Source organism: Halostagnicola alkaliphila (assembly GCF_055379965.1).
Genome location: NZ_AP043824.1, coordinates 537169 through 558149, shown reverse-complemented (window position 1 = coordinate 558149; position 20981 = coordinate 537169). Strand labels below are relative to the sequence as shown.

Here is a 20981-nt window from a genome sequence, read left to right as displayed (position 1 = left end):
CCAAGTGACGACCGTGTCACAGCCAGCGTCAAGACAGGCCACGATAGTGTCTCGATAGAACGTCGCCTGCGTCTCGAGTGGATTTTCGGGTACGTCGTCGGTGTGAAAGGCAACATCCATTTCGGTGAGGTGCACCTCGAGACCGAGTTCCTGGAACCGTCCGATATTCTCTGCGATCGAATCCGGGTCCGGATGGTCGCCCAGCGCGTGCATCTGGAGGCCAACGCCGTCGATCGGGACATCGTCCTCGAGCAACCCCTCGAGGAAGTCGTAGATCGCGTCGGATTTCTCGTTGATTTCGTCGGCGCCGTAATCGTTGTAATAGAGGTCGGCATCGGTGACTTCGTCGGCCCATCGGAACGCATCGGCGAAGTACTCCTCGCCCAACGCGTCGGACCACACCGTTCGGCGCATCGAGCCGTCATCGGCGACCGCCTCGTTAACGACGTCCCAGGCGTCGATTTTCGAGCGGTAACGGCCGGCGACAGTGTGGATGTGATCCCGTAGGAACGTCCGAAGTTGGTCGTCCGCGTAGTCCCACGCCTGGAACCAGTCGGGTTTCTGGTTGTGCCAGACGAGAGTGTGTCCGCGAACGAACATGTCGTTTTCGACGCCGAAGTTGACGATCGCGTCGGCATCTTCGAAATCGTACGTGTGTCGAGACGGTCGCAGCGGCCCCATCTTCAGTGCGTTTTCGGGCGTTACCGCATTGAATTCGCTCGAGGCCGTTTTCCAATAGCTCGGGTCGGCCCGCAGTAACTCGGGGTCGACCGCGCCGCCGATGGTAACTCCCTGTTCGTCAGCAATCTCACGAAGTGTTGGCTCATCGGACATCGAGTGAACAGAGGGTGTGAATTACATAAAGGATAGGGATCGCGGCAGGATGCAGTCTCTCGAGCGCAAGTGTTGTATAGGTGGTTTTCAAATGGGATAGCATGAGCACGACTGCGACGCAGCGAAAATTCGCCCGCGGGGCGATGATTATCTCCGTGATCATCGGCATCCTCGGATTGCTGTACTTTACAACCCGCGGGGAACTGGTCACCGGCATTGTGATCGCCTTACTGTTCAGCGGAGTTGGCTACTGGGAGTACAAGCGTCGACTGCGCGACCTCGAGCAGGCGGAACTGGGATCCCAGGACCAGGGTCCCTTCAAAGAACGCGAACGGCGTCGATGAGCGTTGGAACGACTCGCTCTGGAAACAGAGCGGTAATCGTCCCTCGTAGTGGCGAATCGCCCCTCGAGACTGCCTGTTCGGTGCCCCTCGATTCGGTCGTCGGCCCCGTCCTCCCAATCGGCGGCCGGCTACGCGGCGACGTGGCGATCGAAGCCGACGATAATATTGCCGTCGTCAGTTCGGCCGTACAGCATCGCGACGTCCTCGATATCACTCTCGCTGCCGTCGAAGTGGATCATCTGGGATCGGTTGCCCCGTGCTTGACCGTTGCCACCGGGCAGATGCACGACATCGTGTCCGTCTCCGTCGGCGACGCGGTCGGGATCGCCGAAGCGGACGGTATCGTACTCGACGTTGGCAGGATCGAACGCGTCGCCGCCGTGGAGATGGACGGGAATCCGGCCATTGCCCTGTCCCGACCCGCAGACATCGATGTCGACGAGCGTGACGCAGACTGACGCCTCGTCAGGGTCGTCGACCGTCAGCGTCGTCTCGAGTTTACCGTCGTCGACCGTAACCGTCAGTTCGTGCTCGCCGAGGAACGCCGTGGCGGAGAACGTGCCGTCGTCGGTCGCGCCCGACTCGTCGGTCCACCACTCCTCGAAGACCAGTTCCGTGTAGACGTCGTGGGTCGGCTTTTCGTTCCAGTCCGCATCGAACAGCGGCGCGTCGTCCTGCCAGTGTTCGGCGTCCCAGAACCCCCACATCACGAAGTCTTCGACCTCGGAGTGGCTGAAGACCGTCTTCAGGAACCAGTGGAAGAAATCGGCTTTGTCCTCCTCGAGCCAGTTCGGATCGGCCATGTCGAACTCGGTGATTCGGAGGGCCGCCCCGGCCCCGGCCTCGGCGTAGCGATCGAGCGCGTCCACGATTTCGCTCGGCGTCAGCTGCTCGCCGCGGCTGAAGTGACTCTGCATGCCGATACCGCCCAAATCGACGCCCTCGGCGTCCGCGAGGAACTCGATCTGGCGCTCGTAGTCGTCGCGGGTCCCCTCGTACGGGCCGGCGAGCGTGTTGTAGTCGTTGACGTCGAGTGCGACACCTTCGGGGACGGCCTCGGTTGCCGTCTCGTACCACGACTCAAGCATCGGTGCTTCGACGGGGTCGATGTCCTCGCCGTCGATCAACTGGGCCATCTCGGGTTCGTGGATCGCCTCGTTGACCACGTCCCAGTGAAGCATCTCGTCACCGTAGTGGTCGATGATCGTCTCAACGTGCTCGAGCGAGCGCTCCTCGAGGGTTTCGGCGTCGTCCTCGTCCATCGCGTCCTCGACATCCACCGGGATTGCGTTGGCACCACGGTTCGCCCAGAGGCAGGCGTGGCCGCGAATGTCCAGCCCCTGTTCGAGGACCCAGTCGGTCGCGTCGTCGGCAATTTCTTGCTCCTCCTCGAAGAAACGCCACTTGTGGTAATTCTCGAGGACGGTCGCGTTGAACAGTTCCGGAACGTGCTCGCGGTACTGCTCGGCGTCCGCATCGTCCTCCTGCAGTCGGTTGGCGTCGACCGCAGTGCCAAACGTGAAGTCGTGTGCTCGCATCTCGAGAGCGACGTCGGCGTCAACGTCGTTACCGTCGGCGTCGGCAACCGTCACCGTGAGATCGGCGGTTCGGTGCGCTTGAATACGCGAGTCTGCCTCCTCTTCCCAGCCGTCCTCGAGAGCCATCTCGTCGTCCCAAGACGGAAGTTCGTTAGCGTCGACGCCCTGAGCGAAGTCTAGCAGGGCTAGGCCGCCGATATCGACGGTCTGTCCCTCGATTCCGACCCAGAACTCCGTCCACCACCCGCCGGCCTCACCCGGGGCCTGGAAATCGATGGGGAAAAAATACCGCTCCCACTCCTGACCAGCAGCGATACCGCCGTTCAGGACCCAGTTATCCGCTTCGTTGGCCTCGTCCGTCGTCTTGTAGGTTACGTCAGCGGTCGAACCACCGGTTCCCGGGTTCCGTAGATAGGCGACACCGAGTAGCGTATCGCCAGCCGAGACGGCCCGGTCCTCGACGGTCGCCTGGAAGTTGACGGCCCACGGATCGAGCGATCCGTCCTCGAGTTCTCCCACCTCGATTCGGGTTGCTTCGGTGAACGGAACGTCCTCGTCGCTGACGTCGAGCGGGTCGCGCTCCGCGAGGTCCTCGTTGTCCCCCGCGAGTTCGTAGTCCGTGAACATGTCGGCCTCGTTCTCCGCGTACACGAACTGGCCGGGCGCGATGTCGAGTTGGGAGAGTTCATCGACTAACTCCGCGTAATAGGAATCGTCCGGCGACGGCCAGTCGTCCTCGTCCGCCCCGACGCGACCGGCCACCCCGGCCGCCAATCCGAACGCACCAACTGTCTCCAAGAACGGACGACGGCGAATCGCTTCGTCTGACGATGACTGCGCTCGCTTCTCACGATCGTTTGAATCTGTCATGTCCACCGATAGCTATTCACAAAGGTGAATAAAAAGCTTCCCAATTATTGTTCATTAAAATAAGCGGCGTCGAAGCGATCGCTATCCGCTCGAGCACTGATCAAACGCCGTCAAACGTCCAGAGCTGGTTATCGCCACCGTTCCACTCGTACTGCTGAACGTTTGCGCCGTCACTGGTCGAGGAGCCTTCGACCTCGAGGGCCTTCTCGGTGTGAACCGGCTGGATGTGGTACTGGCCGCTACCCTGGTCGTACAGGTAGAAGCGCTGGTTGTCGCCACCGTGGTCCGAATACTGTTGGACGGTTGCGCCGTCCGATTCGCCACTGACGTCGAGGACGTTGGCGCTGTTGACGTTCTCGATGCGATACGCACCGCCGCCCGTGTCCTCGACGTTCCACTGTTGGTGGTCGCCGCCCCAGTACTCGTACTGCTGGATGTTTGCGCCGTCGTCTGTCGACTCGTCCGAGACGTCGAGGCCCTTGCCGCTGTTGACGTTCTGGATGCCGTAAGTGCCGTCAGCGAGGGAGCCGCCGTTGCCGTCACCAGGGTCACCACCTGGATCACCGCCACCGCCGTTGGCTTCACTGAACGAGACGGAGGCGTTGTTGGAACCCTGATAGTCCCAGGCCTCGACAGCCATGATCTGGTAGTCGTGGTCGCCCAACTCGAGGCCGTGGTTCTCCCAGGCGTCGAAGTGATTGCCGATAGAGATGGTGCCGCTGGTCCGGGAGCTCTGGCGGATGCTCCAGTACTGGGTGAACGTCGCCGTCCCTATGATGGACGGCTCTTCGATGCGTTCGGACGTGGCGATGTCGTACGTGCCGCCGTCACTCTGGTGGGTTCCGTGTTCCTCGTCGCCGGGTCGGTAGGTCCCGTAGTTCTCGATGATGTAGTACTCGACGAGCGGATCCGTCGTCCACCCGTAGAGACACAGATAGGAGTTTTCCGACGGATTGTGCGTGGCATCGTACTCGATTGTCCGGCTCGCGCCGGGATCCCAGCCCATCCCGACGACGAAGTTACCGGTGTTTTCCCAGTCGACGCTGTAACTGCCGCCGTCCTCGAGCGTCATCGAAACCACGTCCTCGGTGTCGGTCCAGAACGACACGAACGAGCCGTCGTAGCTGGTCTGTTGGTTCTCGGTGAGCGTTTCCTGGGCTGCAACTGGCGTTGCCACGGCTCCGATACCGAGGCCAGTCACTGCGGCTGCTCCCGCCGCTTTCATGTAGTCACGCCGGTCGATTAGTTCATCTGTCGATGCGTTCGTGTTGTGTGTCTCGTTGTTTGTCATTGTACTCTAGTACCGGTTACGTCGTCTCGGTTATCGATTCAGCACTTTCAGGGGGTATTCCCAACCACATGTCATGGGTAACCACCCTGATGTGATATCCAACGGCAATTATTAATATGTTTTTGAATAAAATTTATTATAATTATAATACATGTTCAGAGACAAATGGCACTAGTATCGTCTGCAAAATAACAGACGACGTCAAACGGACGTACGAGAGGGAAGAACTGTTGTATCGCGTCAGCACAACCGCAGCACAACTTACAGCTGTGTCGGCACAGATAGACAGTGGCCCGTATGAATCGCCACAACAACGCTCGAGAATTCCAGTCGCCGGAAAAACAAAACCGCGGGTATCTGGGTTATTCTGCGTCGACAACCGTGTCCGTGTAGTAAGTCCGTGCCGTCTTCGGAACCGTCTTCGTGTCCGTGACCTCGAGGTCGGCAACTCCCTCGATCTCCGTTGCGGAACTGCCGATGCGGACCTCGTAGGGGCCTTCCTCGACGGTGAGGTTCATATCGAGGTCGTGGAACGCGAGCCGAGTCGCCGACAGCTCGAAGGTGATCCGCTTAGATTCACCCGGCTCGAGCGAGACGCGCTCGAAGCCCTGCAGTTCCTGTACCGGGCGGGCTTGACTCGGGTTTCCGGCGCGCGCATACAGCTGAACGACTTCGTCACCGGGACGGTCGCCCGTGTTCGTGACCGTCACGCTCGCAGCGACCGTCTCGAGGGGTGCGACGCTGTTGGCCGACAGCGAGAAGTCGTCGTACTCGAACTCGGTGTAGCTCAGGCCGTGACCGAACGGGTACACCGGATCGCTGTCGGTGTAGACGTGGTCCTTGTTCGCCGTGTTCGCCTTCCGGTTGTAGTAGACCGGCAGCTGGCCGACGGATTCGGGGAGCGACACCGGCAGCTTCCCGGCGGGGTTGTTCTCGCCGAACAACGTCTCGACGATGGCGGGGCCGCCCTCGTCGCCCGGCAGCCAGGCGTAGAGGATCGCCGGGGCGTCCTCGGCTAACTCTTCGATCGCATGGGGCTTGCCGCTGACGAGGACGACGACGACGGGCGTACCCGTCTCGAGCAGTTCCGCGACGAGTTCCTCCTGAACTCCGGGGAGCCCGAGGTGGGTCATGTCACAGCCCTCGCCGCTGGTCGGGACGGTCGGTTTCTCCTCTTTCTCGGCGTCGACATCCGAAAAGTCGACGGCCGATCGCGCGCCGACGAACGCCAGCGCGACATCTGCATCGGCGGCGGCATCAGTTGCCGCGTCGAAGCCGCCCGTCGAGGGTCCGGAGATCGTACAGCCCTGCTCGTAGGTCACGTCGACGGCGTCGCGGTCCTCGAGCACGGCGAGCGGCGTGATCGCATCGGTTTCGTACTCCTCTTCGGGGTAGTGAGCCGCGTAGGCGTAGTCGCCCATCAGTTCCTTCGGATCGTCGGCTTTCGGACCGATGACCGCGACGTCATCGACATCGAGCGGCAACAGATCGTCGTCGTTCTTGAGCAGGGTCATTGACTGCCGGGCTGCCTCGCGGGTAACCTCGCGTGCCTCGTCGGTGTGGAACGCGTCCGCGGCCGCCTCGGAGTCGACCGGCGACTCGTCGAAGATGCCCTTTCGGAACTTCTCTCGGAGAACGCGACGGACCGCCTCGTTGAGCGTCTCCTCGGCGAGATCTCCATCCGCAACGGCGTTGACGAGGTGTTCGCCGTAGTACTCCGTGTAGGGCAGTTCCACGTCGAGACCGGCTTCGAGCGAGGCGACGGCTCCCTCCTGTTTCGTGTTGATCGTGCCGTGTTCGGTCTCTAAGTGGCGAACGCTGTAGTAGTCAGAGACGACGGTACCGTCGAAGCCGTACTCCCCGCGGAGCACGTCCGTCAGCAGCCACTCGGAGGTAGCACACGGAACGCCGTCAATGTCGTGGTAGGCGTTCATCACTGACTCGGCGTCGGCTTCGCTGATGACGGCTTCGTAAGGGAATAGGTGCGTCTCGCGGAGTTCCCGGCGGCCAACGTTGAGCGAAGAACGGTTCTTCCCGCCGTCGGTCGCTCCGTGGCCGACGAAGTGCTTTAGCGTCGCCGAGATCCCGCCCCTACGACCGCTTCCCTGCAACCCGTCTACGTACGCGCGTGCCATTTCGGCGACCATATACGGATCCTCACCGAACGTCTCTTCAACGCGACCCCATCGAGGGTCCCGTGCCACGTCGAGTACCGGCGAAAGGGCGTGAACCGTCCCGATAGCCTCGAGTTCGCCGCGGATCGTTTGGGTGACCGTCCGAAGCAGACCGGGATTCCAACTGCTCGCCATCCCGATCATCTGCGGGAAGGTCGTCGCCTCTGGACCCATGTAGCCGCTCAGACACTCCTCGTGGGGAATTGCTGGCACGCCAAGTCGGGTTTCATTTTCGAGGTACTCCTGCAATTTGTTCGTCACGCGTGCGGCCTCGGCGGGCGGCAAGCCCCCCTCACCACCGATTCGTGTGAGATGGCCGATACCGTCGCTAAGCCACTCCTCGACTGCCTCCCGGTCAAGATTTCTGTCCTCGGTGAGAATTCGTTCGGCGTTTACCGAACCTAGCTGTGCGGCCTTTTCCTCGAGTGTCATCCGCTCGAGGAGGTCCTCGACACGGCTCGATACGGCTGCCGTTTCCTTCTGGTACGTCGGGGTACGCTGTGCGTCTGTCACACCCCACATGTAGTAATCAATTATATTAGTTCTTCTGACAATGGAATCTCGGCGGGCACTTCGACGGCAGACAAGACGAACTGGCGGACAAGTAACGGCGAACCGTGGTTGGAATCGGCGGTCGGGGTCGCCGGGGACCGGGAAATCGATATCGAGGAGGTGGCGAGCGCGGCGACCGACCCTGGAACTGTTTCTCACATCGGAGTACGGTATCTGCCGTAGCCGGATACTTCCGTAAATCGGGTGTGAACAGTATAAGATCGAGTCTGTTTTGCCATAAAGAACTTAATATCCTGTAGAAGAACACTCGTGGATAGAACACAGAGACGCGACAGAACGTGCAGAGTAATAATTACACATGTATGGTTGTAATATATTGCGGACATCCACATACGATTCCTTAATGAAAAAAGATCCAATACCTAGGGATGGCTTCGTCGTTTCCCTATCACTCCTCGATTTGCGGGGAGTAGTATGGGGAATTTCGCCGGGGAATTCTCGTGGAGAGAAAGCTATTCCGATACAAAGAACGATACTGTTTATTGATGCCATCACTCACGGATGAGAAAGACACACAGGAAGCGCAATAGTAACGGACGACATCAACTGGAACGAAGTTCGTGCCGAGTATCCGGCCCTCTCGAATCATCGTATAAATTAGCTCATTGGGAACTGTATCGGTTCTTGCATCGACCGTTTTCGGTACGTACTCGTCTATCGTGGGTCCGATACACTATCGTTCATAACCTCGCTACCGCTTCGAATGTCACTCTGGAGCCCCTCACTATACCGGCGTCCGCTACGAGGGAAACAGTAATTTTATTAGGGTTGGCAAGCAGACAATCATTACCAATAGATCATGAGTAATTGGCTCCTCAAGCGAATAGGACAGGGTATCTTAACGATCGTCGTCGTGTTCCACGTGACGTTCGTGTTGGTTCGATTCATGCCATCGGACCCGGTGCAGGCGCTGTACACGCAGATGATGGCAGAAAATCCGGACAACCCGGAGCAGGCACGACAACTCGTCGAGTTATACCTCAGTATCAACCCGCAAGACCCGATTTATGTACAGTACGTCGATTACATGTCCTCGCTCATGCAGGGTGATCTGGGATACTCGGTCGCAGAAAGCGCCTCAGTGAATCAGATCCTCGCCGAGGCAGTCCCGTGGACGATTTTCTATATGTCCGTTGCGATGGCCATCACGTTCGTTACGAGTATTTGTATCGGAGCGATCATGGCCTACTACGAGGGCACGACGTTCGACACGGCGATGACCGCTGTCGCCGTCATCGAGAGTTCGACGCCGTACTATGTCGTTGCGCTCCTGTTGCTGTTCGTCTTTTCCTACCAACTCGGCTGGTTCCCGACGGGCGCTCGATACCCCGGCGGTGCGGAAATCGGGCTCAATAGCGAGTTCATTATCGGGGCCTTCTATCACGCATCATTACCGATCCTCTCGATGGTCGTTACCGGGGCAGCGGCATCACTCGAGATGCGAGGGAACTCGATCAGCGTTCTCGGCTCCGATCACATCCGGGTCGCCCGTTTGCGCGGGCTACCCCCGATGCGGATCGCGCTTCGCTACGTCATGCGAAACGCGTTGCTCCCGCTTTACACCGGACTTCTCTTGCTCGTCGGGTTCATGATCGGCGGTTCGATCGTGCTCGAGGAAATCTTCGCCTATCGCGGGATGGGATGGTATATGTTCGAAGGGGTCCAGAACCGCGACTATCCGTTGATGGTCGGGGGATTCATGGTGATCTGTACCACCGTCGTCCTCATGATGTTCATTGCCGATCTCACGTACAGCCGTATCGATCCACGTGCAAAGACCAGCGGGGACAATATGGAAGTGTACGGGAGTTCGGCAGGCGTCCCGTTTCGAACGCAGTTCAAGCGATACATCCGGCGACTCACCAACAAAACCGAAACGCGAGCCGACGGTGGCATGACTCCACACGCCCTTTTCGGTGAGGAAGACGCTGCAGATGTGAGTCGCAAGGATGTCGTCTATCGCAAGTTCGACCGGTCGGTGTACGCGCCGGCAAAGATCGTGTTGAGCGACTGGCGCGGCCTCGTCGGCATCGCGCTCACACTTTCGTTCGTGATCATCGGAACGATCGGGCCGCGATACACGCACAGTCCAACCGCAACGTTCGATTCGTGGGTCTCTCCGTTAGATGGTAATCTCATGCACCCCCTCGGAACGAGCGGTACCGGCACCGATATCCTCTCAACGGTGGTTAACGGAACGACGCCCGTTCTCATTATGGTCGCAACCGGTGCGGTTGTTACGGTCACGCTCGGTGTTACCGTCGGGACGGCAGCCGGCTTCCGCGGCGGTGCGCTCGATCGAGTACTGATGACGATCTGTGACATCGTCGTTTCGATCCCCGGCTTACCGCTGATCATCGTCATCGCCGCAATCGTCGAACCGCGCCACCCAGCGGTCGTCGGCCTCGTCCTCTCCATCGCTGCCTGGGGTGGACTCGGACGTGCGATCCGTTCTGAGGTTCTTAAGGTCCGCAGTCAAGCATACGTCGAAGCGTCTCGCGCAATGGGCGTTGGCACCGCCGCTATTATCCTCAAGGACATCCTTCCGAACATTTGGCCCTACGTCCTAATCAACCTCGCCAACCACGGGCGAAACATCATCTTCTCGTCCGTCGCCTTGTACTATCTGGGCTTCCTGCCGCGCAGTACGGAGAACTGGGGAATCATTCTCGAGCAGGCGGAGTCGGCAAACGCGCTGTACTCCATCGGACAGATACACTATATACTGGCACCGACCCTAGCCATCATCCTGTTCTCGATGGGGCTCATCCTCATCGCACAGGCACTCGATCGGATCAGTAACCCGCGCATCCGTGCGCGCCACGCGAAGTCCGTTGACGACAACGATCCGACGTAACGATCACGGCGTCAATCCGCTTCCTGTTCTGTTTTCCACCCTCACGGCGACGGCTCACAGTCCGCGACTCCAGTTCATCTCTCGGCCTTTTGGCCTCTTTTCCGTTATACGGTCGACTATAACTGTTTACCGGTGGTCGCTGTACCGGGTCGGCTATTACTGGTAAAAAACTCCAACCGACCGTCTCAGTCCACACTGCTCGACTCGAGAGAACAAACGCTCGTACGACCGTCGGATAGCGCACAAATCAAACGAGTAGCACGAACCACTGAGAACGGAGCGAACCGATGAGTGCCCGGCGAAAAGTAAAGGGCGACCAGGATTCTGAAGCTGATCAGTTTTGCGCGTACGCCTCGGCTTCCGCGAGCACGGTCGACTCGGAGAGATTCCAGTCCCGGAGGTACTCCGCCTGGGCTGTGGCCAGTTCGGCGAACAGCTCTCGCGCTTGTTCTGTCTGAAGGGTTCGAACCTGCTGATCGATGAGGAATCCCTGGAAGGCGGCATCAACGTCGCCATCTCGAGACGCTTCGATGATCGTTTCGATCGTCTCGACGTGGCCGCGAACGAGGCTGCGGACGGGGCGGGGAAAGCCACCGGCCGCCATCGGCTTGACCTCGTTCGCACGAACCGTCGCGTTCGTCTCGACGACGGCACCGTCCTGGAGGTCCGAGACCTGGCCGACGTTCGGGAGGTTGATGTTCGTCACGTAGTCGTCCTTGCCGACGAGCGCGCGGAGGATGTCGACGAAAACCTCGTTTGATTCGGTCAGTTCGAATTCCCGCTCGCCCTCGAGCCAGGCTTCGACGTCGGTCGTCTGGTCGGATTCGGCGGGCGTCCAGTGCTTCGAGCGGTAGTCGCTGCCGGTTCGCTTGACGCCCCAGCGGTTGAGCCCCTCCTGGCCGTTCTGGATGAACCAGGTGGCGTACTCGACGAGGTGGCGGTCGCCCGCCGCGGGCAACACGTCGAACCGGCGGAACAGCTCCCAAGTCACCTGCCAGTTGTCAACGAAAACGCTCTCGTTTTCGAGACCCTCCCTCGTGAACTCCTGGTGGCCCTCCTCGCTCTCGAGGCGGTCCTCGAGGACGGGCCAGAGGTCGACGCCCTTACAGCGAGCTTCGTCGACCCACGTGAAGTGGTTGATTCCCTTGACGTTGACCGAGATGTCCGAGCGCTCGGCGTCCATATCGAGCTCCTCTCGCGCGTAGCGAGCGAGTCTGTGACGAGTGCCAAGGACCTCGTGACAGAGCCCGAGCGCATTGATATCGGGGTACTCGTCGTACAGCGCCCGCGTCACGAAGTGGACCGGGTTCGTGTAGTTGAACACCCACGCGTCGGGACAGTGTTCGCGAATCGCGGCAGCGAATTTCCGATAGAGGGGGGCGGTCCGCATCGCTCGGAAGATGCCGCCGGGACCGATCGTCGCGGCGACCGCCCCGTAGATACCGTACTCCTTCGGAATGTCCAGGTCGTGGACGAACGTCTCCGCCGGATCGTACTGCGTCGAGAGGATGACAACGTCCGCTCCCTCGAGGGCCACCTCGAGCGAGTCGGTCGCCTCGTATGACCAGTCCGCTGTCGGTTCGACGTCAGCCCCTGTGTGGACCCAGTTGCCGAACTCGGCGTTTCGCTGCGCGCTCTCGTAGTGTTCGTCGTAGAGGCGAACCTGGCCGTCGAGGTCCGACTGTGCGAGGTCTCGAATCAGGTTCGGAGCCCACTGGCGGCTGCCACCGCCGAGGTATGCAATCGTAATATCGTCGGGATCGATCGCCGTGTTCGTCGTAATTGCTGGTTGCACTTGTCGCACCATCGTACGAAGAACGCGTGACCCACTACCATAAATATCGGGGTGCGAGTAAAATCTTCTTACGCTCTCGCGGAGTTATCTCAGGTCGTCCGTGAGTCATTGTTCTCGTTCGAACCACGCACTGTTCGATCGAAGTCGGTACTGTTCAACAACAGTTATTATGCCGTATCGCACGAGGATAACGACGGTTTCGCGACAGAAGTTGCCGGTGGCTTTACGGGCGTCTACGTCGGCCGCTATGCGACCGGGAACGAAAGATAGTGGACGCGACCGGCCCGGTTTCGATTCGGTTATGTATCGACCAACCGAATCGCAACGCTGGGGATCTGGATCGTGACGCCGAGCATCTCGTGCAGTTCGTGCACCTGGTGCATCGCGTTGTGGCAGCTTTGGTCACGGGCACTAACCGAGACATTTTTCGACGTGTGAGCCCGTGATACCGTATGACCGAGCGATACGATGAAACCGGCGAACTCGCCGCGTTCGCCGAACACGTGACAGCTGGTGACGAGGATCCGGTCGTCGTCATCGCTGGCTGTGGAAAGGGGGAGACCGTTGAGAACGTACGAGCCCGCGGCGTGACCGCGTACGGCTTCGATACGTCCGGATCGATGCTGGAAACGGTCGAAGCGCCAACACGCGAGTTTTTACTCGAGGCTGATCTGCGCGATGAGACGCTCGTCGAAACGCTGTCCGAAACGTTCGAAATCGACGGAATCGATCTCTTCCTGACTGAGTGTATGCTATCGTTTTTGTCCGTTGAGGAGGCCGGTGAGGCGCTCCGACGTATCCGCACCGCTCCGGAGGTCGGCGTCTTACTTCACAAAATTCGGCTCGATCCGCCGGTTCAAGCTCAGGAGGGGATGATCGACGCGACGATACTGTCTCCGGCGGAATGGCAGGAAGCGTGCGACCCCGACGGAGCAGACATCTGGCGCGATGCGATCGAACGCTGGGATCTCCCGCCGCGATAACGTTCGAATCCCGTTGAGCGGCCCGTGTTTGAACTACTCTACTGGTGCTCTCGCCCGGCCTCGACGATCGATTCGACTCGCTCTCTGGAGACCCTGTTCGTCGTCTCTTTTCCCTTTTTGAGTGCGGTTCCGACGATGACGCCGTTCGAGCCCGCCTCGAAACAGTCGCCGATCGTCTCGGCTGTCACGCCACTCCCGACGAAGACCGGCACTGGATCGTCGAGTTCGCCGAGCTTCTCTGACACGCGCTCGACGTCCATGAGTTGCGTTTCGGCGCCCGTCCCGACCCCGGAGACGATGACACCGTCCGCTAACCCGCGTTCGGTCGTCTCGAGTGCGACCTGTTCGATCGACGACTCCCCGACGGGCGTCGCGTGTTTGACGTGGACGTCCGCGAGAATTGCCACGTCGGCGTCGATCCGTTCTCGTAGTCGAACCGTTTCGTGAGCCCTTCCCTCGAGGATTCCCTGATCGGTCGCGGCCGCTCCGACGTGGACGTTGACGCGGACGAACGACGCGTCCGTCGCGGCGGCGATCGAAATCGCGGCTTCGGCATCGTTTCTGAGCACGTTGACGCCGACGGGAACGTCGACGGCATCCGTTAGGGCTTTGGCGTGTGAAGTCATCGCTGCGACCACGTGCGTCGGGACGTCTTCCGGATAGAACGGCGCGTCGCCGAAGTTTTCGAGGACGATCCCGTCGACGCCGCCCGCCTCGAGGGCGGTCGCGTCGTCGAGCGCTCGAGAACGGATTGCTGTACGGTCGCCGTCGAATCCGGGTGATCCGGGCAGTGCCGGAAGGTGGACCATACCGACGATCGGTCGGTCGGCAGCAAATTGCTCGAGAAGTTCCATGGTCGATATCGTCGTTCCGGTACCAAAAGATGCGGTATCGGCGGCAAAGCCGTCGCCGTTTTAGTGGAACAACTTCGACAAAATGCGGATCACAGTAAAACTATCTGCACGTTTCGACTCAGCTTTCGATCCGAAGTCGTTCGGATGGGTTTGTTCGAACATATCGGTCGGCGGGGCCTGAAACTCACGAGTTCGATTTCGAGTTGTCGTGAGGAGGGACGTGTCTATCGACGGTGGAACTGAATTCGTTCCGGTGCTCCCTCATTCGACTCGAGAACTGTCCGATAGAAGCGTGCCGAAAGCCTCGAGAGCAACTCGTGGCAATTGGCTCGTTGATCCGTAACGCGAACCTGATACGACGGTCGAACTGATCGACGGAACTATCGCATCTTCTGAGTGATTCGCTCTAATCGCAACTAGGTTGGTACGCCGATAACGGAATTACATCGACTGCCGTTTCGAAACGTACGGGAGGACCGGACGTGGTTCGGGTCTCGGGAACGAAAGGAGAGTGTCAGCGGTTCGTTGCGTCGAACCTGAAGCCGGCGAACTTGTGTGACTCGGGGCAGGGAGACACGACCGCCAGTTCGCCCGACTGAATCCCGTTTCGCCGATCGATCACGTCGTCGCGGTCGTGACGAGCCCGTCGAAGTTGAGGATGATCCGCTGGGCGATATCGCCGAAAATCGCTTTCCCGGTGGGGGAACGGCTCCGACCGACGACGAAGACGTGATCGCACTCGAGGCGCTCGGCCGCGTCGAGGACCGCATCGGAGATATCGTCATCGTCAGTCACGACTCCTTCAATCTCGTAGTCGATGTCGCCGTCGAACTCGGTAAACGCCTCGTCGGCGAGTTCTTGAGCGAATCGGGTCGTCATATCGAGGGCGGTAGATTCGTCGTAGGTTGTGTGTTCGATATCCCCGATCGTTTCGAGTGCGTTGACCCCCTCTTCGTACTGTTCGGGAGTCATCCAGGAAAACAAGACGAGTTCCGCGTCGGTACCTGCGGTGAACTGTCCGGCTTCTCGAAGCAGACGTTTGTGCGCTTGCGTATCGTTGATAACGACTAATCCACGATCCATATCGAACGTCATGGGTGCCCGATTAATAAGTGTAGCTACTATTTCGGAGTCGATGCCCGACCCTTCCGCTTTCGGGTCCACGAACCGGCTTCGGAACTCGATACGATTTGTGACCGCTGTCGACGACTTACGGCTCGAGGTTGCCTTTGGAATCCCAGATTTCGGTGACGAGGTCGGCGAACACCTCGGTTCGAACCGGGTAGCCGTGTTCGCCCGTCTTCTCGAGTGAGCAATTTTCGAGCGTGGCGACGAACTCGGGCGTGTACGCCCAGTCCGTCAATTCCGCTCTCACGTCGAGAGTCAGCGTCTCGTCGTCGTCGGTCTCGAGCCAGGAAACTGCCCCCTGTCGAGCGGTGTACTCGAGCGTGTAGGTTTCGCCCCCGATCAAGTCGATCACGTCGTCGATCGGACCAATCTCGAGCGAATCGCCTTCGTTTTCGCCGTCGAGAGAGAGCGTGCCGTCCACGACCCGTGCACCGTATCGCTGTTCGTCGGCCATTGTATCGCGTACAGATGAGCGGCTATCGGATATAGTTATCCTGCCCGCGTTGGGATTCCTGTTGGCTCTGATACGCTCGGCTGGAAGTCGTTCGAGATTCTCGCCGTCCCGGGGGTACGAGAATCTTCACCTAGTTACAGCCGAGCGTATGAGCCGTGGTGGCTACCACTCCGCGACGCTCCCATCCTCGTGCTTCCAGACCGGGTTGTGCCAATCGACGTCCTGTTGTGACCGCTCGCGCACTGACGCTTCGTCCACGTCGATGCCGAGTCCGGGGCCCTCGGGGAGGGTTACGTACCCGTCTTCGTACTCGAAGACGTCCGGTTCCGCGAGATAATCGAGCACATCGCTGGTCTTGTTGTAATGGATGTCGAGACTCTGTTCTTGAATAAGCGTGTTCGGCGTACAGGCGTCGACTTGAATGCACGATGCGAGCGCGATCGGGCCGAGGGGACAGTGCGGTGCGATCCCCACGTCGTAGGCCTCCGCCATGCTCGCGATTTTCTTCACTTCGGTGATTCCTCCCGCGTGCGAGAGATCGGGTTGAATGAGATCGACAGCCCCGCTCTCGAGGAGCGGTTTGAAGTCCCAGCGAGAGAACATCCGTTCCCCCGTCGCGATCGGAATCGTCGTGTGCTGGGCGATTTCCGGAAGCGCGTCGTTGTGCTCGGGTAGTACCGGCTCCTCGATGAACATGGGTTCGTACGGCTCGAGAGCCTTTGCGAGTCGCTTCGCCATCGGTTTGCTGACTCGTCCGTGGAAATCGACGCCGATATCCACGTCGTCCCCGACTGCATCTCGCACCTCGGCGAGTCGGTCACTGGCCGCCCCGACGGTTTCGGGCGAGTCGATCCGTCGGAGTTCGGACGTCGCGTTCATCTTCAACGCAGTGAAGCCCGCGTCCACCTTCTTTGCGGCCGCCTCGCCGACCTCCTCCGGCCGGTCGCCGCCGATCCACTGGTAGACGCGAATCCTGTCACGAGCGCGACCGCCCAGCAGTTCGAACACGGGCGCACCGAACCGCTTCCCTTTGATATCCCACAACGCCTGATCGATACCCGCGATCGCGCTCATCAAAACCGGCCCGCCGCGGTAAAACCCGCCGCGATACAGCCGTTGCCAATGATCCTCGATCCTCGACGGATCTTCGCCGAGCAGGTAGTTATCCATCAGTTCCTCGACGGCACTGCGGACGGTCTTCGCTCGGCCCTCGACGACCGGTTCTCCCCACCCGACGGTGCCGTCGCTCGTCGTGATCTTGAGAAACAGCCACCGTGGCGGAACTTCGAACAATTCGTACTCTGTTATCTGCATGGAAGTATCCCTCCTGATCAAATCCTTACTCCGCTGTAATTACCTTTTTGAATCCAGCGCAAACATTCGTATTCTCTTCGCGACACAACTGACGAGAACACGTTCCCGCTTGCCGAACCCTCCGTGGGTCGTCGTAGAAAAAAGCTACCGCCGCCGCAACCGCAGGGCGGGTCGCGGACGCCCCAGAAATAACTGACAGCAGTCCGTACGAACCGTCGTCTCTGGTACTCGGTGACCGCACTCCTTTCTTGTCGGCAAGATGATGGCAGGTATTATATGAGATGCTTGCGACGAAACCGATACGATCACCAAACCAATGACCACAGAGACGACCATCCGAGTCGGCGTTCGGACGCGCTCACTGTCGGAACAGCGACTGCAGTACATCCGACAGCTGGGCGCGACGGACGTCTTTATCGATCACGCCGATGTCGAAGAGGAACCGGACGAATTCAACGACCGCGACGCGGGCGCGACCCTCGAGGTCGGGCGAAACGCGATTCCATCGGCCAACGAACTTGAGGAGGCGAAAAACCGCGTCGAGGACGCGGATCTCACCCTGATCGGGATCCAGTCGTTACCCTACTCGTTGTACGGCGACATTATGTTCGACCGGGATGGGAAAACCGAGGCGCTCGAACAGATTACGACGCTCGTTCGGAACCTCGGTGAGGCGGATATCCCGATTCTTGGCTACCAGTGGAATCCGCGCGGCGTCGTTCCGATGCGAACGGGGACGACCGAACTCCGCGGTGGCGCACGCGGCACGGCGTTCGAGTACGACGCCCTCGAGACACCGGACGAACTCGCGCCGGGGCTCGATCGGGCGTACACCGAAGACGAGTTCTGGGATAGTTACGAGTCGTTTCTCGAGACGGTACTGCCGGTCGCCGAATCCGCTGGCGTCGAGTTGGCGCTTCACCCGGTCGACCCGCCGACTATCGAGTCGATGTGTGGTATCCCGCGTCTCTGCCGAAACGTCGAAAACTTCGAACGCGCGATGAGTGCTGTCCCGAGCGATGCCCATAGCCTCAAACTCTGTCTCGGCTGTTTCTCGCAGATGGGCGAAGACGTCACAGACGTTGTACGCCGCTTCGGAGAGCGCGACCAGATCGGCTTTATTCACTTTCGCGACGTCGTCGGAAGCGTGCCGCAATTTCACGAGACGTTCGTCGACGACGGGAATTTCGATCCCGTCGCGGTCGTCAAAACGCTGGACGAGATCGGATACGGCGGCGTCGTTATTCCCGACCACGTCCCCGAAATGGCGGGCGATACCGACTGGCGTCACCGCGCTCGTGGCTACACCGTCGGATATCTCCGCGGCGTTATCGATTCCGTCCAATCCGGCCCCTCGTAGTCGAGCGCTCGAGTCCCTGTCGTCTGATGTCAGTACGCCTCGGAGAAACCCCGCTGAGGATGGCGGTCGACCGCCGTGACGCGGTTGAACGGGACCGTAGAACCCCTCGAGCTTTACAGCTCGTCGAACTCGAACCGCTGGTGTGCAACACCGCTGTGGCCCCACAGGTGCACGTTCGTTCCGGGTTCCTCGTTGCCCCCCTCGACATCTAGTCCCTCGTCGGCACCGGCGGGGTGTACGGAGTAGCGGAACTCGCCGCTGGGCGTGAAGATGGGCTCGAGATCCCAGCGCTGGTGACTCTCGCCACTGTCCTCGCCAACCTGGACGTTAGCACCGTCTTCGATTTCGCCGTCCACAACTTCGAGGACCTCGCCGGTCGCCTCGAGCTCGATACGGTAGTTGTCGCCGTCTTCCTCGACGAGCCAACGCTGGGCGTCCCCGTCTTCCCACTCGTTCATCTCGAGGTTGCCGTCCACAACCGTCAGCGGCGTGCCGGTATGCCCCGCGTCGATTCGATACGTGCCGGGTTCGACTGTATCCAGTTCGGGGTCTTCGTCGCTCGCTTGCGTCTTGTCGACGATGTAGGACACGTCGACCGACTCGCCGGGATCGGTTCGCCAGTCGAAGACGAGGTCCCACCCGTCACCGGCCCACTCGAAGTAGTGCGTCCAGGCGACCGGCTCGGACGGAGCGGACTCGAGCTCGGCGCGCAGGCCGAACGCGGCGTCGGGCCGACCGTAGATGTCGGTAACGCGTGTGGCTTCCTCGCCGCCGGGCTCGAGCGTGGTCGTTCCGGACGTCAATCCGTCGCCGAGGTTGTCCCTGACGATCGTGTTCAGGGCCTCGACCTCGATGTCAGCTACCGTTCCCGCGTTGCGAACGTCATTGTTGACGATTCGGCCGTTCTGGCCGAAAAACCGGATCCCGTGCGTTTGGGTCGGGTCGGTCGGTGCACCGTCGCCGTCGGGAAGCGTTATTTCGTCGCGTTCCTCCTCGGAGAGGTCGTCGACGACGTGGAGATTCGAAACGGAGAATCCGTCCGCCGTCGAGGTGACGGCTTCGTTGACGACGTTCTTGACGAGGCCGCCCTGAATCGTGATGTTTTCGACGTCGTCGACGACGATGCCGTTGAATCGTGCGCCGATGATATTGACCTCGCCGACCGTGATCTCGTTCGATTCGGTCGTGAGGTGAATTCCCCGCGGGGCGTCACGACTGACGACCTGTCCGACGGAGACGTTTTCACAGCCGTTGGCACAGCGGAACGTCGCGTACCAGGTTGGCGACTCTGGATTCTCGCCGACGACGTTGTTGACTACCGCGTTCTCGGTTTCGTTCAGGATGACGGCGGAGCCGCCCATGTCGACGCCGATCACCTGATCGACGACGATGCGTTCGGCGGCGTACGTTTCGACGGCGTGGTGGCGACCCCCCTCGACGTAGACCGAACTGATAAACACGTCCGATGCGGGCTCCTCTCGAGCGCGGGCGTCGATCCTGACGGCCTCGAAGAATTCGCCGACCCACCCGGGATCGTCCAGAATTTCCTCTCGGCTGGCGTCCGGGTCGAACGACGTCGGCGGCCACTCGGGTTCATCGATATCCCAGTAGTTGGCGAACCCGTCGGTGTCGTCGAACCGGATGTCGATGTCACCGAGTTTGATGGAGTCGCTGTCCTGAAGCCACAGTGCGAACCGGGGATTTCCCGTTACGGTGAGTCGCGGAATCTCGATCTCCTCCTCGTCGAAGGCTCGAATCGGAATCACCATCGGCTGCTCGCCGTCGTCCTCGACCGAGACCGTTCCCGCGACGTCGAGGATCGTATAACTCGGTAGCACGATCTGCGTGAGTTCCTCGGCGGGTCCGATCGTCCCGGACGCAGTGACGAGTACTCGCTCTTTCGTCGTCCGATCCTCGCTCAGGCTGTCGACGGCGGTCTGGATCGCTTCGAGGTAGTCTTCGCCGCTGTAGACCGTTTCCTCGTCCGTATCCGCCTGGTAGCACCCGTCGTCGTCCTCCCAGACGATGACGTGGGGTTCTCGAGCCGGCGTGTGGTGGTGGTCCGTCTGGAGCCTCTCGAGGTTGTACAGCCCGTTTTCAGCCGCGTCGACGTCTCCGTCCCAGTTGTACCACGGTTGGTTCCCGGTTTCCGGATCGCCCGTTGGCGTTCGGCGAGCGGTTGCCGTCCCCGAGAGCGCGGCACCGAGGCCCGTCGCTCCGAGTACGGCTAGCGCTCCCCGCCGCCCCATCGACAGCGACGTCGCGTCGGTTTCGCTGGCGTCTGTATTCGCGTTTTCAGGTGTTCGTTGAGCGCTTTGCTCTTGTGTCCGTTCGGACCCCTTCGTGACTTGGTTATTGCTATCTTCTGCCATGTTTGGTTGTATCGCGATTTGCGACAGACGGATTATTACTCGAGTAGAGTAAAAAATTTTGTATTTGACTGATTCGGTACTGACCGTCGATAACGACTCTCGTCGTTTTCGATAGTTCTGTCCACTCGTTCGACTGCTAGCCTGCAATGCGGTCGCGACCTGTGGCGTTCTTCCTCGTCTCTCGTTCGGTGTGGTATTCCATAACACTATGTGTGCGGTATGGCCGGATATGGTCGTTAA

The 20981-nt window shown here is 60.0% G+C and carries 14 protein-coding genes; 4 read left to right on the top strand and 10 right to left on the bottom strand.

Annotated elements, in window-relative coordinates; all coding sequences use genetic code 11:
• Positions 1-834 (bottom strand): endo-1,4-beta-xylanase (locus ACZ5C7_RS02255; RefSeq protein WP_464374770.1); only part of this gene is annotated, 834 nt, incomplete at its 3' end.
• Positions 835-935: 101 nt separating this feature from the next.
• Here ACZ5C7_RS02255 and ACZ5C7_RS02250 point away from each other — a divergent pair.
• Positions 936-1178, top strand: a complete 243-nt coding sequence (locus ACZ5C7_RS02250) for a hypothetical protein (RefSeq protein ID WP_464374769.1) — start codon at positions 936-938, stop codon at positions 1176-1178.
• 128 nt (positions 1179-1306) lie between these two features.
• On the opposite strand, the gene ACZ5C7_RS02245 is transcribed toward ACZ5C7_RS02250, so the two are convergent.
• The 3 genes from ACZ5C7_RS02245 to ACZ5C7_RS02235 form a co-directional block, all read right to left on the bottom strand.
• The gene (locus tag ACZ5C7_RS02245; protein WP_464374768.1) at positions 1307-3586 is read right to left on the bottom strand and encodes an endo-1,4-beta-xylanase; all 2280 of its coding nucleotides are present in this window, start codon (positions 3584-3586) and stop codon (positions 1307-1309) included.
• A gap of 100 nt (positions 3587-3686) precedes the next feature.
• A complete protein-coding gene (locus tag ACZ5C7_RS02240; RefSeq protein ID WP_464374767.1) occupies positions 3687-4877 on the bottom strand; it encodes a glycoside hydrolase family 11 protein in 1191 nt (396 codons plus the stop codon).
• Positions 4878-5239: 362 nt separating this feature from the next.
• Positions 5240-7483, bottom strand: a complete 2244-nt coding sequence (locus ACZ5C7_RS02235) for a glycoside hydrolase family 3 N-terminal domain-containing protein (protein ID WP_464374785.1) — start codon at positions 7481-7483, stop codon at positions 5240-5242.
• Positions 7484-8423: 940 nt separating this feature from the next.
• Between ACZ5C7_RS02235 and ACZ5C7_RS02230 the strand changes: the two genes are divergently transcribed.
• On the top strand, positions 8424-10481 hold the full coding sequence (locus tag ACZ5C7_RS02230) for an ABC transporter permease subunit (RefSeq protein WP_464374766.1): 2058 nt from the start codon (positions 8424-8426) through the stop codon (positions 10479-10481).
• Between the two features lie 334 nt (positions 10482-10815).
• Here ACZ5C7_RS02230 and ACZ5C7_RS02225 read toward each other — a convergent pair whose 3' ends face one another.
• Complete coding sequence (locus ACZ5C7_RS02225) at positions 10816-12288, bottom strand: family 4 glycosyl hydrolase (protein ID WP_464374765.1); 1473 nt, start codon at positions 12286-12288, stop codon at positions 10816-10818.
• A 440-nt stretch (positions 12289-12728) separates the two neighbouring features.
• On the opposite strand from ACZ5C7_RS02225, the gene ACZ5C7_RS02220 reads away from it, so the two are divergent.
• Positions 12729-13259: a methyltransferase domain-containing protein gene (locus ACZ5C7_RS02220; RefSeq protein WP_464374764.1), complete on the top strand. Its 531-nt coding sequence runs from the start codon at positions 12729-12731 to the stop codon at positions 13257-13259.
• Positions 13260-13297: 38 nt separating this feature from the next.
• On the opposite strand, the gene ACZ5C7_RS02215 is transcribed toward ACZ5C7_RS02220, so the two are convergent.
• From ACZ5C7_RS02215 to dgoD, 4 genes are all read right to left on the bottom strand, one after another.
• Positions 13298-14113, bottom strand: a complete 816-nt coding sequence (locus ACZ5C7_RS02215; protein WP_464374763.1) for a BtpA/SgcQ family protein — start codon at positions 14111-14113, stop codon at positions 13298-13300.
• Positions 14114-14731: 618 nt separating this feature from the next.
• Complete coding sequence (locus ACZ5C7_RS02210; protein WP_464374762.1) at positions 14732-15196, bottom strand: universal stress protein; 465 nt, start codon at positions 15194-15196, stop codon at positions 14732-14734.
• A 127-nt stretch (positions 15197-15323) separates the two neighbouring features.
• Positions 15324-15695 (bottom strand): hypothetical protein, encoded by a 372-nt coding sequence (locus ACZ5C7_RS02205; RefSeq protein WP_464374761.1) that lies wholly within the window; start codon positions 15693-15695, stop codon positions 15324-15326.
• 162 nt (positions 15696-15857) lie between these two features.
• Positions 15858-17009, bottom strand: a complete 1152-nt coding sequence (gene dgoD / locus ACZ5C7_RS02200; protein ID WP_464374760.1) for a galactonate dehydratase — start codon at positions 17007-17009, stop codon at positions 15858-15860.
• Positions 17010-17325: 316 nt separating this feature from the next.
• Between dgoD and ACZ5C7_RS02195 the strand changes: the two genes are divergently transcribed.
• On the top strand, positions 17326-18369 hold the full coding sequence (locus ACZ5C7_RS02195; RefSeq protein WP_464374759.1) for a mannonate dehydratase: 1044 nt from the start codon (positions 17326-17328) through the stop codon (positions 18367-18369).
• 113 nt (positions 18370-18482) lie between these two features.
• Here ACZ5C7_RS02195 and ACZ5C7_RS02190 read toward each other — a convergent pair whose 3' ends face one another.
• Positions 18483-20741 carry an RICIN domain-containing protein gene (locus tag ACZ5C7_RS02190; protein ID WP_464374758.1) on the bottom strand — a complete coding sequence of 753 codons (2259 nt, stop codon included), beginning with the start codon at positions 20739-20741 and terminating at the stop codon, positions 18483-18485.
• Between the last annotated feature and the right edge of the window lie 240 nt (positions 20742-20981).